The 16,449-nt window shown below is 62.6% G+C and carries 15 protein-coding genes; 7 read left to right on the top strand and 8 right to left on the bottom strand.

Going from position 1 to position 16,449, the window contains the following annotated elements; genetic code table 11:
* The first annotated feature begins 18 nt into the window (after positions 1-18).
* From sdhA to ARUE_RS05925, 3 genes are all read left to right on the top strand, one after another.
* Entirely contained in the window at positions 19-1,818 is a 1,800-nt protein-coding gene (gene sdhA / locus ARUE_RS05935; RefSeq protein WP_014921081.1) for a succinate dehydrogenase flavoprotein subunit, read from the top strand.
* The gene (locus ARUE_RS05930; protein ID WP_011773975.1) at positions 1,818-2,600 is read left to right on the top strand and encodes a succinate dehydrogenase iron-sulfur subunit; all 783 of its coding nucleotides are present in this window, start codon (positions 1,818-1,820) and stop codon (positions 2,598-2,600) included. The genes sdhA and ARUE_RS05930 overlap by 1 nt, the downstream gene beginning before the upstream one ends.
* Positions 2,601-2,731: 131 nt before the next feature.
* Positions 2,732-3,508 (top strand): alpha/beta hydrolase, encoded by a 777-nt coding sequence (locus ARUE_RS05925; RefSeq protein ID WP_014921080.1) that lies wholly within the window; start codon positions 2,732-2,734, stop codon positions 3,506-3,508.
* A 28-nt stretch (positions 3,509-3,536) separates the two neighbouring features.
* On the opposite strand, the gene ARUE_RS05920 is transcribed toward ARUE_RS05925, so the two are convergent.
* Positions 3,537-4,838, bottom strand: coding sequence for an ABC transporter substrate-binding protein (locus ARUE_RS05920; RefSeq protein ID WP_014921079.1), 1,302 nt, complete (start codon positions 4,836-4,838; stop codon positions 3,537-3,539).
* A gap of 108 nt (positions 4,839-4,946) precedes the next feature.
* Here ARUE_RS05920 and ARUE_RS05915 point away from each other — a divergent pair, with 108 nt between their 5' ends.
* Both ARUE_RS05915 and ARUE_RS05910 read left to right on the top strand, forming a co-directional pair.
* Entirely contained in the window at positions 4,947-5,909 is a 963-nt protein-coding gene (locus tag ARUE_RS05915; protein ID WP_043469899.1) for a glycoside hydrolase family 43 protein, read from the top strand.
* 130 nt (positions 5,910-6,039) lie between these two features.
* Positions 6,040-8,262, top strand: coding sequence for a hypothetical protein (locus tag ARUE_RS05910; protein ID WP_014921077.1), 2,223 nt, complete (start codon positions 6,040-6,042; stop codon positions 8,260-8,262).
* Positions 8,263-8,290: 28 nt separating this feature from the next.
* On the opposite strand, the gene ARUE_RS24475 is transcribed toward ARUE_RS05910, so the two are convergent.
* The 7 genes from ARUE_RS24475 to ARUE_RS05880 all read right to left on the bottom strand — a co-directional run bounded on the left by ARUE_RS24475 (position 8,291) and on the right by ARUE_RS05880 (position 13,824).
* Entirely contained in the window at positions 8,291-8,443 is a 153-nt protein-coding gene (locus tag ARUE_RS24475; protein ID WP_167532107.1) for a hypothetical protein, read from the bottom strand.
* A 13-nt stretch (positions 8,444-8,456) separates the two neighbouring features.
* Positions 8,457-9,383 carry a YihY/virulence factor BrkB family protein gene (locus tag ARUE_RS05905; protein ID WP_014921076.1) on the bottom strand — a complete coding sequence of 309 codons (927 nt, stop codon included), beginning with the start codon at positions 9,381-9,383 and terminating at the stop codon, positions 8,457-8,459.
* 85 nt (positions 9,384-9,468) lie between these two features.
* On the bottom strand, positions 9,469-10,146 hold the full coding sequence (locus ARUE_RS05900; RefSeq protein ID WP_014921075.1) for a 2'-5' RNA ligase family protein: 678 nt from the start codon (positions 10,144-10,146) through the stop codon (positions 9,469-9,471).
* 4 nt (positions 10,147-10,150) lie between these two features.
* Positions 10,151-11,275 (bottom strand): tryptophan--tRNA ligase, encoded by a 1,125-nt coding sequence (gene trpS / locus ARUE_RS05895; RefSeq protein WP_011773969.1) that lies wholly within the window; start codon positions 11,273-11,275, stop codon positions 10,151-10,153.
* Between the two features lie 20 nt (positions 11,276-11,295).
* Complete coding sequence (locus ARUE_RS05890) at positions 11,296-12,129, bottom strand: exodeoxyribonuclease III (protein WP_011773968.1); 834 nt, start codon at positions 12,127-12,129, stop codon at positions 11,296-11,298.
* A gap of 10 nt (positions 12,130-12,139) precedes the next feature.
* The gene (locus tag ARUE_RS05885) at positions 12,140-12,706 is read right to left on the bottom strand and encodes a hypothetical protein (RefSeq protein ID WP_014921074.1); all 567 of its coding nucleotides are present in this window, start codon (positions 12,704-12,706) and stop codon (positions 12,140-12,142) included.
* 80 nt (positions 12,707-12,786) lie between these two features.
* On the bottom strand, positions 12,787-13,824 hold the full coding sequence (locus tag ARUE_RS05880; RefSeq protein WP_014921073.1) for a LacI family DNA-binding transcriptional regulator: 1,038 nt from the start codon (positions 13,822-13,824) through the stop codon (positions 12,787-12,789).
* 166 nt (positions 13,825-13,990) lie between these two features.
* Here ARUE_RS05880 and ARUE_RS05875 point away from each other — a divergent pair, with 166 nt between their 5' ends.
* On the top strand, positions 13,991-15,070 hold the full coding sequence (locus ARUE_RS05875; protein ID WP_014921072.1) for a C45 family autoproteolytic acyltransferase/hydrolase: 1,080 nt from the start codon (positions 13,991-13,993) through the stop codon (positions 15,068-15,070).
* A gap of 40 nt (positions 15,071-15,110) precedes the next feature.
* Positions 15,111-16,436, top strand: a complete 1,326-nt coding sequence (locus tag ARUE_RS05870; protein ID WP_014921071.1) for an MFS transporter — start codon at positions 15,111-15,113, stop codon at positions 16,434-16,436.
* Positions 16,437-16,449 lie beyond the last annotated feature (13 nt).

The following is a 16,449-nucleotide window of genomic DNA, read 5'->3' as shown; positions in this document are numbered from 1 at the left end:
AAAGAGAGAGCATCTGGTATGCAGGTCCATAAGTACGACGTCGTCATTGTCGGTGCAGGTGGCGCCGGCATGCGCGCCGCGATCGAATCCGGTCAGCGAGCACGCACCGCGGTACTGACCAAGCTCTATCCCACCCGCTCGCACACCGGTGCAGCTCAGGGTGGAATGTGCGCAGCATTGGCCAACGTCGAAGAAGACAACTGGGAATGGCACACCTTTGACACCATCAAAGGCGGCGACTACCTGGTTGACCAGGACGCAGCCGAGGTCATGGCGAAGGAAGCCATCGACGCCGTGTTGGACCTTGAAAAGATGGGTCTGCCGTTCAACCGCACGCCCGAGGGCCGGATTGACCAGCGCCGCTTCGGTGGCCACACCCGTGACCACGGCAAGGCACCCGTCCGCCGTGCGTGCTATGCAGCCGACCGCACCGGCCACATGATCCTGCAGACCCTGTACCAAAACTGCGTCAAGCACAACGTTGAGTTCTACAACGAGTACTACGTCCTTGACCTGTTGATCGTCGAAGAAGACGCAGTGCGCGAAGACGGAACCCCGTACAAGCAGAAGCGTGTTGCCGGCGTCGTGTCCTACGACCTCGCTTCCGGTGAACTGCACGTCTTCCAGGCCAAGTCCGTTGTGTTCGCCTCCGGCGGCGCCGGCAAGGTGTTCAAGACCACCTCCAACGCGCACACCCTCACCGGTGACGGAATGGGCATCGCGTTCCGCCGCGGCATCCCCCTGGAAGACATGGAGTTCTTCCAGTTCCACCCGACCGGCCTCGCCGGCTTGGGCATCCTCCTCACCGAGGGTGCACGTGGTGAAGGTGCCATCCTGCGTAACTCGGAGGGTGAGCGCTTCATGGAGCGCTACGCTCCCACCATCAAGGACCTCGCACCCCGTGACATCGTGGCCCGCGCCATGGCGAACGAAGTGCGCGAAGGCCGCGGTTGTGGTCCGAACAAGGATTACGTCCTCTTGGACCTCACCCACCTTGAGCCCGCGCACATCGAAGCCAAGCTTCCGGACATCACGGAGTTCGCCCGCACCTACCTGGGTGTGGAACCGTTCACCGATCCTGTTCCCGTGTTCCCCACCGCGCACTACGCCATGGGTGGCATCCCCACGAACATCACCACCGAAGTGCTGCAGGACAACGACACGATCGTGCCGGGTCTCTACGCTGCCGGTGAAGTTGCCTGTGTGTCAGTGCACGGCTCGAATCGTCTCGGCACCAACTCGCTCCTGGACATCAACGTCTTCGGTAAGCGCGCCGGTATTGCTGCTGCGGAGTACTCGAAGACGGCCGACTACGTCGAGCTCCCCGAGGACCCCGAGGCAATGACCCGTGGCATCCTGGACCGCTTGCTCACCGGCAACGGTACCGAGCGTGTTGCACAGATCCGCAAGGAACTGCAGGACACCATGGACGCCAACATGCAGGTGTTCCGCACCAAGGAATCCTTGGAGCAGGTCCTTCGCGACATCGCTTCCTTCGAAGAGCGGTACAAGCACGTCACCGTTCAGGACAAGGGCAAGCGCTTCAACCTGGATCTCCTGGAAGCCGTGGAATTGGGCTTCCTGCTGGACATGGCCAAGGTCATGACCGTCGGTGCGCTGCACCGTGAAGAGTCACGCGGCGGCCACTACCGCGAGGACTTCCCGGACCGCAATGACGAGAAGTTCATGAAGCACTCCATGGCGTACCTGGACACTTCCGTCACCGTCGACTCCTCGGCGGAATCTGTTGCGGGCATCCGTCTTGAGACGAAGCCCGTGATCTTCACCCGTTACGAGCCGATGGAGCGTAAGTACTAATGACCACCGAAATGGCAGAGCCCGCTTCCAAGATCGAGCTCCCGGCTAGCGTTGCCGGCGACGGTGAAATCCCCACCTTCCACATCACGCTGCGCGTGCGCCGCTACGACCCCGAAATTTCGGACGAAGCGCGTTGGGACGACTACAAGCTGACCATGTACGGCACGGACCGCGTGTTGGATGCCCTCCACAAGGTCAAGTGGGAGATTGACGGCAGTGTTTCCTTCCGCCGCTCCTGCGCCCACGGTGTGTGTGGTTCGGATGCCATGCGCATCAACGGCCGCAACCGCCTCGCCTGCAAGACGCTGCTGAAGGACCTGGACACCACCAAGCCCATCACCGTCGAGCCGATCAAGGGCCTCCCTGTGGAGAAGGACCTGATCGTGGACATGGAACCCTTCTTCCAGTCCTTCCGCGAAGTCATGCCGTTCCTGATCAACAAGGGCCACGAGCCCACCAAGGAACGCCTGCAGTCCGTCGAGGACCGTGAGCGCTTTGACGACACCACCAAGTGCATCCTGTGCGCTGCCTGCACCTCGTCCTGCCCGGTCTTCTGGACCGACGGCCAGTACTTCGGTCCGGCTGCGATCGTCAACGCCCACCGCTTCATCTTCGATTCCCGTGATGACGCCGGCGACATGCGCCTTGAGATCCTGAACGACAAAGAAGGCGTGTGGCGCTGCCGCACCACCTTCAACTGCTCGGAAGCATGCCCCCGCGGCATCCAGGTGACCCAGGCAATCGCCGAGGTCAAGCAGGCCATCCTGGCCCGCAAGATCTAGTTCAGCGTTCACCTAAGAACACACACGACGACGGCGCCGCTCACCACTGATGGTGGGTGGCGCCGTCGTCGTTTATCACGTGCCGTCACCGGTCCTCACCGTAACGGTCACCGCAACGCAAGGAGATCAGCGTGTCACGCTCTGAGAAGATCAGCTTCATGGGAAGCACCGGCGATGCCCTGGCCGGCATCGTGGACGTGCCCGAAGGTCCCGTCCGTGGTTGGGGCCTGTACTCTCACGGCCTGACTCTCGGCAAGGACAGCCCTGCAGCTTCACGCATCTGCAAGGGACTCGCTGAGCAAGGTGTGGGGATGCTGCGCTTCGACAACCTGGGCTTGGGTGGCTCCGCTGGTGAATGGTCTGCGGGGTCGTTCAGCGTGAAGGTAGCCGACACCATCCTTGCGGCGGACTTCATGCGGGAGCAAGGCCGGGGAATCTCACTCCTGGTCGGCCACTCGTTCGGAGGCCCAGCGGTGCTTGCCGCAGCCCGCGACGTCCCCGGCCTCAACGCCGTGGTGACCGTTGGCGCGCCCTACGAGCCCAAGCACGTTGAGCACATGTTCGACGCCGAAATTGATTCCATCCTGCGCGATGGCAGCGCCGTGGTGGACCTCGGCGGACGGCCCATGGAGGTTCGCCGCCACTTTGTGGAGGACGTGGAGCGCGCTGATCTGCGCGACTGCATCCGTACCCTCCACAAGCCGCTGATGGTGATGCACTCCCCCACCGATAACACCGTGGGGATCGACAACGCCAGCGAAATCTTCCGTACTGCCCGGCATCCCCGGAGCTTTATCTCCTTGGAAGGCAGCGAGCACCTCCTCACCGGGAAGGGCCAGGCAGCACGGGTTGCGCGGATCATCGGCGCCTGGGCGGACCCCTATCTTGAGGTCCGCGACGCCGGCTAAAGGGCCGGACCACCCATGCAGACGGGTACTACTTGCCTATGGCCGCCTTGCTTTCACTGAGCCACTGCTCCGCAGCCTTGTCCGGGCTCAGCCTCTTGAACAGGACCTCGGTGTTGATGCGGGCGGTGATTTCGGAGACCGCGGTTGAACCGGTGGGACCGATGAACGTCGGGGCAAAGTCCATCTTCCCGATCTGGTCAATGTACGCGGCTTCCACCTTCCCCTGAGGTGTCAGCAAGTCCTGGATGGCCGCGCGCATTCCGGAGTTGCTGGGCACGCCACGGTCGCTCTGGATGATCTTTGCTGCGGCCTCATTGTTGACCAGGAAGCTGACCAGCTTGGCGGCAGCATCCGTGTGCTTACTACGGGCAGAGATGGTGTAGAACTGCGAGGATTGGAGCCAGATTCCGGGTGTGGGAGTCTCGCCTGGCAGCTTCAGCAGCTTCAGTTCGGCACCCGAGGCTTTGCTGAGGGCGGACAGGGAGTTGGTCCACGTGAGCATCATGCCGGCCTGCCCCATACCCATGAGTGTCTGCTCGGTGCTGACGTTGAGCTTCTCCACAGTTTCGGAGGCGCTGTGGGCGGCGCCTGACTCGCTGAGCTTGACGGAGAAATCGAAGTAGTCCTGTACGGTCTCCTTGCCCAGGCCCAATTGGCCATCCTGCGTGTACAAGGATTCGCCCCGTTGGCGGGCGAAGGCATCCAGTGAATCATGCGTGAGAACGGTCGCCGTCCCATAGGTTCCCTTTGGACTCTTGGCGGTGATGTCCTCGGCTGTCTTGGCGAAGTCGTCCCAAGACCACTTGCTGTCATCCGGAAGTGCTACGCCGGCGGCTTGGAACACGGCGGGGTTCACCACGATAGCCAGGGCGTTGGCACCAGTGGATACACCGTACTGCTTGCCTTGCACCTGCCCGTTTTCCAGGGCTCCCTGGTCCATTTTGGAGAGGTCGAGCGACCCTTCAACCTTGGACAAGTCCAGCAGGGCCCCGCGGTTGGCGTATTCAGCCGGGTAGGCGCCGCCCATGGTGATCACATCGGGTGCGTCGTTTGCAGCCACTTGGGTGGCCAACTTGTCGAAGTAGCCTCCAATGTCCCCGTACTCGGGCTTCACCTTGATGTTGGGGTTGGCAGCCTCAAACTCTTTGATGGCCTTGTTGGTCAGCTCAGCACGGGTGGCGTTGCCCCACCACGAAAACCGAATCTCGACAGGGCCGTCTTCGGGCTGGTTGGACGACGGGCTGGAGCAGGCTACGGTGAGGCCCAACATGCCCACGGTGGCCAGGACTGCTATTGATTTTCGAATGCGACCGAGAGATTTACGCGCCATTGGGTAAGCTTCTTTCAACTCTGAGAAAACGGTTCCTGAAACGTATCAAGGACCCACTCATGCGTCAATAGTTTTCTCCATGAACTAATTCAACCCACAGGAGTTACCTTGTCCCCACTTTTGGACGACATCCAAATCCGGGATCCATTCCTTCTGTCGCTGCCCGGTTCCAGCGAATACTTGCTCTTCGGAAGCACGGACAAGAACATCTGGTCCGGACCCGCCACAGGCTTTGACTGCTACCGGAGCAAGGACCTGGCCTCTTGGGAGGGCCCCTTCCCGGCGTTCCGACCATCCTCCGACTTCTGGAGCCAAGAACAATATTGGGCTCCCGAAGTTCACGAGTACCAAGGCCGCTACTTCATGTTTGCCACCTTCACTGCGCCTGGTCGCCTCCGTGGAACACAGATACTTTCTGCAGAGCGCCCTGAAGGCCCTTACCGACCGTGGAGCGAAGGCCCTGTCACGCCACGCAATTGGCAATGCCTGGACGGGACACTGCATGTGGACCAAGAGGGTATGCCCTGGATGGTTTTCTGCCACGAATGGAAGCAAGTGCATGACGGCGCCATACTCGCCCAGCGCCTCACGAAAGACCTGCGAAGGGCGGAAGGCGTGCCCGTTTTCCTCTTCAGCGCCTCAGAAGCCCCTTGGTCCCGCGCCCTGGATGTCCCCCCAGTGAAGGACCGGGAGTTCCCCGTCTACGTCACCGATGGTCCATTTCTCTTCAGGCTTACCAGCGGCCGACTCATCATGCTGTGGTCGAGCTTCGGCGACGACGGTTACGCCATGGGAATCGCGCGCAGCGAATCCGGGACAGTCCTGGGCCCTTGGATCCAGGAGCCTGACGCACTATGGAGCGCCAACGGCGGGCACGGGATGATCGGGCGAACCTTGGACGGCGGCTTGTTCCTCACGCTTCATCAGCCCAACAACAGCCCCGACGAACGGGCGGCATTCTTCCCGCTCCTCGAACTCACAGACACCGTCCTGCTGCAGGCAGCCGCTGGCGCCACGAGCACCTCCACGAGCCAGGGGGTTGACACGGCTTCGTCCGGGAACAAGGATTGAATCGTTTCGGAAAACGATTTCTCGACTTGGGAATCCAACCACCCCATATGCGGAGACCGCGCTCCAGAACCACTTGACCGGATTGACCCCAGCAGCAGTCACAGCAGGCAGCATCAGGAGGGCGTGCGCAGTGCACAGCCAAAGCACCACCCATCATCCGCAATCCCCCGCCATCAATCGCGAGGCACTGGTCCGGCGACACAACGTACGCCAAGAACACTTTGATCCACGAAGCCCCGTTTCAGTGGGCAACGGTGAATTCGCGTTCACCATGGACCTCACCGGGTTGCAGTCGTTGCCCGACGCCTATCCAGTGGGCGCGCGCGACGAGCTGCCTCCTGGCACGCTGCTGGGCACGCAAGCGCAGTGGGGCTGGCACTCCGTGCCGCCACCGGAGGAGTACGACCTCGCTGGCTCCACCGTTCTCTATGATTCGCCCCGGGGTCCAGTGCCCTACGTGGACATGGTGGGCGACATCGTCAATGACCGTGAGACGGACACGTCGCTGGCTGAAACCTGGCTCCGCGCGAATGTCCACAGGCTGGACTTGGGCCGGATCGGCTTCCGCTGGATCGAGGACGGCGTTGAGAGGGCAATCACGGAAGACGAAATTTCCGTGGCCGAGCAAACACTGGACCTGTGGACGGGGGTGGTCACCAGCCGCTTTACGCTGGCGGGTCACCCCGTCAACGTCACGACGGCGTGTCACCCGGACCGAGATGAGGTGGGCTTCCGCGTGGAGTCAACGGCGCTTGGTGCCGGGTTGGTTGTCAACGTCGGCTTCCCTTACGGGTCTGAGGCGTGGCATGACGCCGCGGACTGGAGCAGCGCAGACGCCCACACCACATCGCTCGATGCACCCGGGGCTTCGCGAGACCACAATGGCTGTGAAGCATGGACAGTCCACCGTGCGATGGACAACTCCCGCTACAAAGTGGTGATCACCGGTCCCCACCTGGGAGTGGAACAGACCGGACAGCACCGGCTCGTAGTAGCAACGGCCGACGCCGGCAACCTGATGGACTTTTCGGTTGCCTTTCTTTCCGCAGGCGACGGCGACTGCATCCCGCGCGGCACTAATCGGCTGACCGGCGACACCGCGGAGAGGAACGCTGCCCCCAGAGGAAGGACCGGCGTCGAGCTTTCACCGGCGGGAAGCGTGGCGGCCGCCTCAGCGGCCTATTGGCCGGGGTTCTGGTCCTCCGGCGGGGCGATCGAACTTGATGCGACGCCTGATGCCCGGGCCAAGGAATTGGAACGCAGGATCGTGTTGTCGCAGTACCTGACCGCGGTTAATTGCTCGGGCTCGTTGCCGCCTCAGGAGACCGGGCTGGTCTGCAATTCATGGCGCGGCCGGTTCCACGTGGAGATGCACTGGTGGCATGCCGCGCACTTTGCGCAGTGGAATCGGACAGAGCTGCTCCTGCCGTCGTTGCGGTGGTACTCCACCGTGCTGGAGTCAGCCCGGCAGACGGCCAAAGCGCAAGGATTCGACGGCGTCCGCTGGCCCAAACAGGTTGGACCGGACGGCAGGGAGAGCCCGAGTCCCATCGGGACGTTTCTGATCTGGCAACAGCCTCACCCCATCCATCTGGCGGAACTGGCGTACCGGGCCAATCCCAGCCGGGCACTGCTGGAGGAGTTTGCGGAGATCGTGTTCGAGTCGGCTGCCTTCATGGCCAGCTTTGCGCACCCAACGTCGCGCGGCTTCGAATTGGGCCCTCCTTTGATCCCTGCACAGGAAAGCTACGGCTCCATCCGGGCCAAGGTCACTAACCCCACGTTTGAGTTGGCGTACTGGCAGTGGGGCCTGCGGACGGCGGCGGCGTGGCGCGCGCGGCTCGGGCTGGAGCCTGCGGAGGCGTGGACGACAGTAGCGGACGGCATGGTGCCCCCGCGGGTGATCGACGGCGTGTACGCTGCGATCGACGTGGAGCCCTTCACCATTCGCACCGATCACCCGTCCATGCTGTGCGCCTTGGGTGTCCTCCCCCGGACCGACATCATTGATCCGGACATCATGCGCGCGACCCTAACCGACGTCCTGGCCGACTGGGACTGGGGCAGCACGTGGGGTTGGGACTACCCCGTCATGGCTATGACCGCCGCGCGGCTCGAGGATCCTGAGGCCGCCGTGGATGCGCTCCTCCTGAGCGCCGGCAAGAACACGGTCCTTCCCAACGGGCACAATCGCCAAACAGACTCCTTGCCGCTCTATTTACCGGGCAACGGCGGACTTCTGGCGGCTGTCGCCCTGATGGCGGCGGGGTGGGACAACGGGCCGGAGCGGCACGCACCGGGATTCCCCTCGGACTGGACCGTTGCGTGGGAAGGGCTGGTGAAGGCGCCGTAGGAAATTGACCGCAGTGGGACACTTCCGGCTATCCGCGGCGGGGTCCCACTGCAGCGCCGACCAGAGCGCCTAGACCAACACCAAGGAGGATGCCCAGAAAGGGCGAGTTGAAAACCAACTGGCCAACAACGAGTCCCGCTGCAGCCCCGAGGAGGCAAGCGATCCACAGTTGGTTGTTCATGGCGGCCTCCAGATCAGGTGCGGGGCGCCACGCGGCGCGAACCGAGGACTTTCTTGCGCGGGGACTCCCCCGACTCCGTGTCAGCCTCACGAATAGCTGACCACGACGCTGAGACCAGGTACACCTGGCTCACAAGGTTGAACCAGATCAGCAGGCCGATGATGATTGCAAACGATGCCAGCACCGGATTGTTGCCGGAGCGGGCAAGAAGTTCGGTGCTGAAGAATTGCAGGACCGTTGTGCCAACGCCCGCCAGCACCACGCCTTCCAGGAACGCGCGGCGCCCCAGCTTGAGGCCACCGGCAATCCGAAACAGTACTGCCGCCGTCGCGCAGTTCAGCACGAGCGGAACCACGATCTTGACGATGGCCGCTATGGGCTCGGTGATTCCCTCGTCCAACTTAAGCAAAGCAATGAGCCAGTCCGCCGCAATACCAAAGACGAGCGAGACGCCTGCGCTGATGACAAGGATGACGCCCAGGAGCAGCAGCGTGCCGGCGTCGATAAGTTTTTGAACTATCGGGTTGCGCACCAAAGGGTCAGCCTTCATGATCCCCCGAAGACCTTCCCTGATGCTGGCGATCCAACCCAGGGAAACAAAGACTGTCACCACCGCAGCGATGAGGGCCGTCCATCCAAGTCCCGACGGGTTGAGCAGGGATTGCGGGTCCACCAACCCTTCGCCGCCGTTCACCTGAAGTAGCCCGGGGGCAGCAGCAGCCACACTGTCGATCACTGCATCCTGCAGTGCAGGGTTACCTCCCAGGACAATCCCGGCAATGGCGAAACCTGTGGTGAGCAAACCCGTGACGGAGAAGAACATGTTGAAGCCGATGCCGGCACTCAGCAACGGCCCGTGCTGCCGGGTGTAGTGCTGGAAGGCCCGCAAGGCCCGGTTGGTGTTCAACCTGGCGAGGAAGAGGGCAAAGAACGCGCCCATCTTTTTCGGAAGGCCCTCGCCGGCGCGCTTGGCATGGCCCCAATCCTGCCTCTTGCGGAGGAGTTGGAGTTTGAGTTTTGCCAGCTCAGTTGGCAGCGGAGGAACGTCCGCCTCTGCGGACTGGATCCGCTTGCTGTGTTTCGTCAGTATCGCCGCCAAAGTCGAGCTCTTCCCGTAGCTGCCAAATTCCATTGGTGTCGTGCTCGTAAAGTCCCATGCTAACCACAGGGAACGTCGCCCGGTAATCCCTGAGGACCGTTTCAGCTTCGTCGAGGTTTTCCTGGGCAACATCGTGGGCCACGGTGACGTGCGGGTGGTACGGGAAGGGCAGCGTCCGTTCCAGGGGACCGGTTTGAAGTTTCTCGTGCAACTGCACGCACTCTTCAAAACCTTCTTCCACGTTGACGAACACCACCGGCGAGACGGGCCGGAAGGAACCCGTGCCGGAAATGGTGATATCGAAAGGTTGCTGGGCCTGTGCAACTTCCCGGACGTGTTCCCGGGTAGCGGCCCAGTCCTGCGTGGGCGTAGTGGTGATCAGGGTGATGTGCGCAGGAATGACCTCCGCCATCGGATCACCGAACGAGGCCCTCCATTCCTGGAGTTCACGGGCGATCTCCGGCGGGAAACCGAGGATGACACCGACGCACATGGTGTCACCGGCACCGCAATCGGCGCCGGAAACAGCGGGCTGGCGGGAGTCGTCCGGACCGGCACCCTCTCGGGTGCCGGTCTTGACGTTGAGCTGGCCAGCGGAGCACATGGACTTAGCGGACTCCCTGGTTCCCGTGAGAGGAATCGCCGCGGTAGGGCAGGAAACCAACCTTGGAGTAGACATCGGCGAGGGTTGCGGCCGCAATTTCACGTGCCTTGTCCGCGCCGAGGGCCAGGAGCCGGTCCAGCTCTGCGGGATCGGCCAGGAGTTCGTTGGCACGCTCCCGGATGGGCGCCAGGTGTCCGGAGACAAGTTCGGCCAAGTCAACCTTCAGGTGGCCGTACATCTTCCCTTGGTAGTCGGCCACGATCTTGTCCACCGGTGTGCCGCTGATGGCCGAGTAGATGGTCAGCAGGTTGGATACGCCCGGCTTGTTCTCGCGGTCGTACCGGATCTCGGTCTCGGTGTCCGTGACGGCTGACTTGATGCGCTTGGCTACAGTCTTTGGATCATCCAGCAGGTTGATGAGGCCGGCCGGTGATTCCGCCGACTTGGACATCTTGGCCGTGGGGTTCTGGAGATCGTAGATCTTTGCCGATTCCTTCTGAATGAAGGCCTCGGGCACTTGGAACGTCTCGCCGAAACGGCTGTTGAAGCGGTTGGCGAGGTCGCGACTCAATTCCACATGTTGGCGCTGGTCTTCGCCCACCGGCACGCCATGCGGCTGGTACAGGAGGATGTCGGCGGCTTGGAGGATGGGATACGTGAACAGGCCAACGCTGGCGTGGTCCGAGCCCTGCTTCTGCGCCTTGTCCTTGAACTGCGTCATGCGGGCGGCTTCACCCATGCCGGTGATGCAATTCAGGACCCACGCCAACTGGGCGTGCTCTGGAACCTGGGACTGAACGAAGAGCGTGCACTTGTTTACATCCACGCCGCCCGCGATGTACTGGGCTGCAGTAACCCGGGTACGTCGGGCGAGCTCCGCAGGATCCTGCGGCACCGTGATGGCGTGCAGGTCAGGGATGAAGTACACGGCGTCGTACTCGTCCTGCATCCGGACCCAGTTGACCAAGGCGCCGAGGTAGTTGCCAAGGTGCAGGGAGTCAGCGGAAGGCTGCATTCCGGACAAGACCCGGTGCTTGGCGCCCACAGCCAGTTTGGTGGACGTCACGGGTTTGGGTTCGGTGGCAGCATCAGCCGATGCGCCGGTTTCGGTCGTGGTGGAACTAGTCATGGAGCAATACCTTAGGAAGCTTAGAGCCGGTAGTCGACTACCAGCGGTGCGTGGTCAGAGAAGCGGGTGTCCCACGAAGGCGCCCGGTCCACTACAGCCGAGAAAGCGGCTGCTGCGAGGCCCGGAGTGGCCAGGTGGTAGTCGATGCGCCAGCCTGTGTCAGTGTCAAAGGCCTTACCGCGCTGTGACCACCAGGTGTAGGGGCCGGCGACATTACCTGCCAGGCCCCTGTGGACATCCCTCCATCCGATTTCTTCACCGAGGAAGCGGTCAAAGTATGCCCGTTCCTCCGGGAGGAAGCCGGCACGCTTGACGTTGCCCTTCCAATTCTTGATGTCGAGTTCAGTGTGACCGACGTTGAGATCGCCAACCACCAAGGCGTGGTCGCTGTGTTTCGCGAGCTCAGGCAGGCGGACGGTCATGGCATCCAGGAAACGGAACTTGTCCTCCTGCTTGGGTGTGCCAACCTCACCGGAGTGCACATAAGCGCTCACAACGGAGAGAGTAGTGAACTCACCGGCAGCATTTTGCACGGTGTAGTCGGCCTCAACCCAACGACCGGACGTATCGAAGTAATCGTCGCCAATGCCAACGCGGGTAGCGGTGGGCTCCTCGCGGGAAGCGATGGCCACACCGGCACGACCCTTGGCCTCGGCTTCGGTGTGGAGGATGTGCCAGCCTTCGCCGATCAGCTTCCTGACGATGTCGTCAGGAGCGCGGACTTCCTGCAGGCAGAGAATGTCTACCTCGCGAGGCTCCAGCCATTCCGCCATGCCGTTCTTGTAGGCAGCCCGCAGGCCATTGACGTTTACTGATGCGATGCGAAGGAAGTCCTTCTTCAATGCCGTACTCACCCGCTCTACTCTAGTCGATGATGGTGCCGGCCATGGGCTCGTCCGAGCCTCCGGAAGACTTGATCATGTCCCGCGCATTCGTAGCCGTTATGGCGATGGTTTCCAGTGCGCGGTTGATGGTGTCCTGGTCCGCCGTTGCACCCTTGGCACGTTCCTGATCCACTACCCGGACCTGCACCTGGACAATCTTGAATGAGTGGTCCAGCTTGAGGTCGCGGACTTCATCGGCTTTGCTGCGTTCGGCAACAACGCGCGTGCCACCGCTGTCAGCAGCGGACGACGACGGCGCCCGGCCGGCTGCGGCGTTGAAGGCATTTTGCGCTTCGGTCAGTTTGGCACCGGCCCGCTGCGCGGCCTTGCGAATGCTCAGCACCACAAACGTTGCCAAGGCCAACCAGCCGAAAGCGACGACAGCAACAACCCAGCCCACAACATCGTTCTGGTTGGCCGCGAAGATGACGGCTACCAGGAAGGCGATGATGACGACTGTCATGCCCAGGCCGCCGATGCGGAAGCCCTTGAACAGGCCTTTTCCGGCGGGGGACGTGGACGGGTGCGGGTCACCGAGAGATTGCATGAACCCATTCTCTCAAATGCGCAAAGGTGCCCTGTCCGCTTCCACGGACGGCGAACAAGGGAGTTTTGTACAGAAATCCATTAGTGGAAAGGGATCCTGTGGGGCAAGGTGGAGTCGCGCTCCAAGAACCGGGCGGGGAGCAGGACCGGCGCGGGATCCTTGGTACCGTCCATGACGTCAACGAGTTGCTGCACCAGGGCAGCAGCGGCGGCCGGGATGTCGACGTCGAGTGCGGAAATCGGCGGCTGGTGCTGCCGTGAGTGCTCGGAGTCCGAGCCCGTGCACACCAGCAGCTCCCCGGGTATGCGGACGCCACGTTCCTGCAGGGCCTGGGCTGCGCCACTGGCGTGTCGGCCCGTCAAACAGAACACTGCGCCGGGTAAACCATCAGCCAGGATCCGTGCGCCCACCTCGCGGCCACCCTCCACGCCGTCACGTTCGGGTACGTGGTAGATCCGGGGCTCCGTGCCGGTTTCCAGGCACCAATCGACGTAGGCGGCCTCGCAATCGAAGTTCCAGGCGTTCCTGTCTGTGCCTCCAACATAGGCAATGGATGCAGCTCCTGCCGCAGCCACAAGGTCCAGGACAGTTCGCGTGGACGCTGCATCGTCGTGTGCCACCCAGTTCCGGAAGCCGGGGCGGCCCGGGTCACGGTCCCAGGTGACGTAGGGAATTCCGCGTTTCTCCAGCAAAGCCACCACGGGGTCATCCAAGTGCGGCGCGAAGACGATATAGCCGTCCAAGGACATGGAGAACGGCGGCAAGGGTCCACGGCTCAGGTCGGGTACCAGCATCAGTCCGAGGTTCCTGTTGAGCGTCTCCGCCGCAGCCGCTCCTGCAAGTTTCATGAAAACGTCCACGCCATTGGGACCGTAGTTGCCCAGGCTGTCCAGGGAGCGAAACACCAGTCCGATCGCATTCATCTTTGAACTTCGCAGCCCTCGCGCCATGGCGTCCGCGACGTAGCCCATCTCCGCAGCGACGGCACGGACGTGTTCCCGGGTTGTCTCGCTGATGTTGCCCTTGCCGTTGAGCGAGTGCGACACCGTGGTGATCGACACTCCGGCTTTGCGGGCGACGTCCCAGATGGTGGCACCCTGCTGAAGTTCGCGGGCCATGCGTCCACACCTGCCGTCACCTTGGGAACTGGTTTCAGAAAACAGAATAAATCTTCTGAGCCAGCTACACAAAAACGTTTTTGTTCCGTACTTTGAGCGTCACCAGTGATCCACATCATCCCGGAGCCACTCGCCCCGAACGGGATAGGCCCCCTCAAGGAGACCCATGCAGCTTCACCGCCACACATCAACCGCGTACGATCCCCGCGAGCGCGGCTTGGACATCGGCCGCACCTGGGATGCGCAGACGCGCAATACCGCCAAGCTCTACAGTGACTTCTTCACCACTCTCGGCGTCGCCCCGCAGAAGGTCCGCGACATTGCGGAGCGGAGCCACGAGGCCCTGCGTGTTTGGAGTCCCGCACTGGCAGAGGAAGCCGAAGGCTGGGCCGACGGCGCCGGACTCGAGACGTGGGAGCTGAGTGTGGTCAACGCTCGCACTGAGATCCTGGCGGCGGCGCCTAAGAAGGTCAGCTCCCACGAATGCTCAACGGCGGTCTACGCACCTGCCGGCACTGGGGCGCCGCAAACCATGCAGACCTGGGATTGGCACGACGACCTCGCGCCGGAAGGACTCCTGCTCGAGCTGGACCCCTCCCGGGGACGGACCACCAAGACGTTCACGGAGTTCGGGACGCTGGGAAAGATCGGCGTCAACAGTGAGGGCCTCGGCCTTCACTTCAACATCCTTGCCCACTCCAGCGACGACGACTCCGCCGGAGTGCCGGTGCACGCGATCGCCCGCCGCATCCTGGATGAAGCGTCGAGCATCGAACAAGCCATTGCCATCGCTTCCTCGGCCAGGGTCAGCGCTTCCACGGTCTTTACAGTGTTCACAGCTGGAAGCACCCCACGCCGGGCCGTCAGCATCGAGACTTCCCCCGCGGGCACCGCCGTCGTGGATCCCGGCGGCGACGGCTGGCTGCTCCACACCAACCACTTCCTGGATCCCGTCCTCGCAGAGGAGGACGCAATCGACGACGGTGCGTTGTCGCACCAGCGCCTGGCCCACCTTGGGCGCGTAACGCCGGAGCTGGCGGGCCTGAGCGTCGCGGACCGGGCCAAGCAGTTCTGCTCGTCCGAGGGAGCGTCCTCCGTGGTCTGTTTCCATCCGGATGCCTCGGCACCCCGGCACGAGCAGTGGCAGACACTGCTGACAATCAGCATTGATGCCGTCAATTGCTCCCTCACCTACGCCGCTGCCAACCCTGCCGGCGCCGCACGCGATGGCTTCCAGGTCTTCTAACCCTTATCACTCCAACAAACACCCAACGAAAGGCACTTCCTTGCCGCAATCCCTTCAGCCCAATGTTGCGCTGGAACCACAAGGTCCATCGTCCAAGCGCCCCGTCTCCGCTGCGCGTACTTTCTTCATCTCTTGCTTTGGAACAGCACTGGAGTTTTATGACTTCACCATCTATGGCCTGGCAGCAGCGCTGGTGTTCCCACAGCTGTTCTTCCCCAACCTTGACCCCCTGACCGGAACCTTGGTGGCATTCGCTTCCTTTGGCGCGGGATTCCTGGCCCGCCCCTTGGGCGGGATCGTCCTGGGCCACTTCGGCGACCGCCTCGGACGGCGGAAGATCCTGATCCTGACGCTCATCCTCATGGGTGGAAGCACCTTCCTGATTGGTTGCCTGCCAAGTGCAGATTCGATCGGTGCGGCCGCCCCCATGCTGCTCATTGCCTTGCGGCTGGTTCAGGGGTTCTCTGCCGGCGGTGAATGGGGCGGAGCTGCCCTGGTGGGAATCGAGGCAGCACCGGCAGGTCGTCGAGGACTGTGGGGAAGCTTCACAAGCATGGGCATTGGGCTGGGCGTGCTGATGGGTTCCGGCGTCTTTTCGCTCACCGACGCCATTGCAGGCGGTGAAGTGGCCAGCTTCGCTTGGCGGGTTCCCTTCTGGATCGGCGGCCTGCTGGTGGTCGCGGGCCTTATTGCCCGGCTGACCCTCCCCCAGGACGAGCGCCCCTCTACCGGCGAGACACCACGCATTCCGCTGCTCGCTGTCATGAAGTCGCACCCGCGACAAATCCTGATGTCCATCGGCGTGAGCTACGGCTACAACACCTTCACCTACATCGCCACAGTGTTCCTGATGTCCTACGTGCTCCAGCACGGCTACACGGGGAGCGAATCACTGCAATTCCAGCTGTGGGGCGCGGTGGCCAGCGTCATCTCGGCGCCGCTGGCCGCGATCCTTTCGGACAGGATTGGCCGTAAGCCGGTGATGGTGGGCGGCTCCGTGATGCTCATCATCTACTTCGTGGCGTTCTTCCCGGCCATCGAGACACACACCGGATGGATTGCCCTGCTGATGTTCACGTTGGGTGGCGCGCTCAACACAGTGCCGCAGGGCCCGCTGCCGGCGTTCCTGGGCGAACAGTTCCCAGCTGCCTCCCGCTATTCAGCCATCTCGGCGAGCTACCAGATTGGTTCTGCACTCGGTGGCGGTACGGCAGCCACCGTGGCCACAGCGTTGCTGATCGCCACCCACGGTGACCCGATCGGCGTCGTGATTTACACCGTCTCCGCGCTGGCAGTCATGGGACTCTGCTCCTGGGGCCTGCGCGACCACGCGAAGCTGACCATGGCCGACATCGAAACGGCCTAGAACCGGGGCGGGC

Source organism: Arthrobacter sp. Rue61a (genome assembly GCF_000294695.2).
GTDB classification, from domain to species: Bacteria; Actinomycetota; Actinomycetes; order Actinomycetales; family Micrococcaceae; genus Arthrobacter; species Arthrobacter aurescens_A.
Note: the sequence above shows the minus strand (reverse complement) of the source record. Positions and strands in the feature narration are given on the sequence as shown.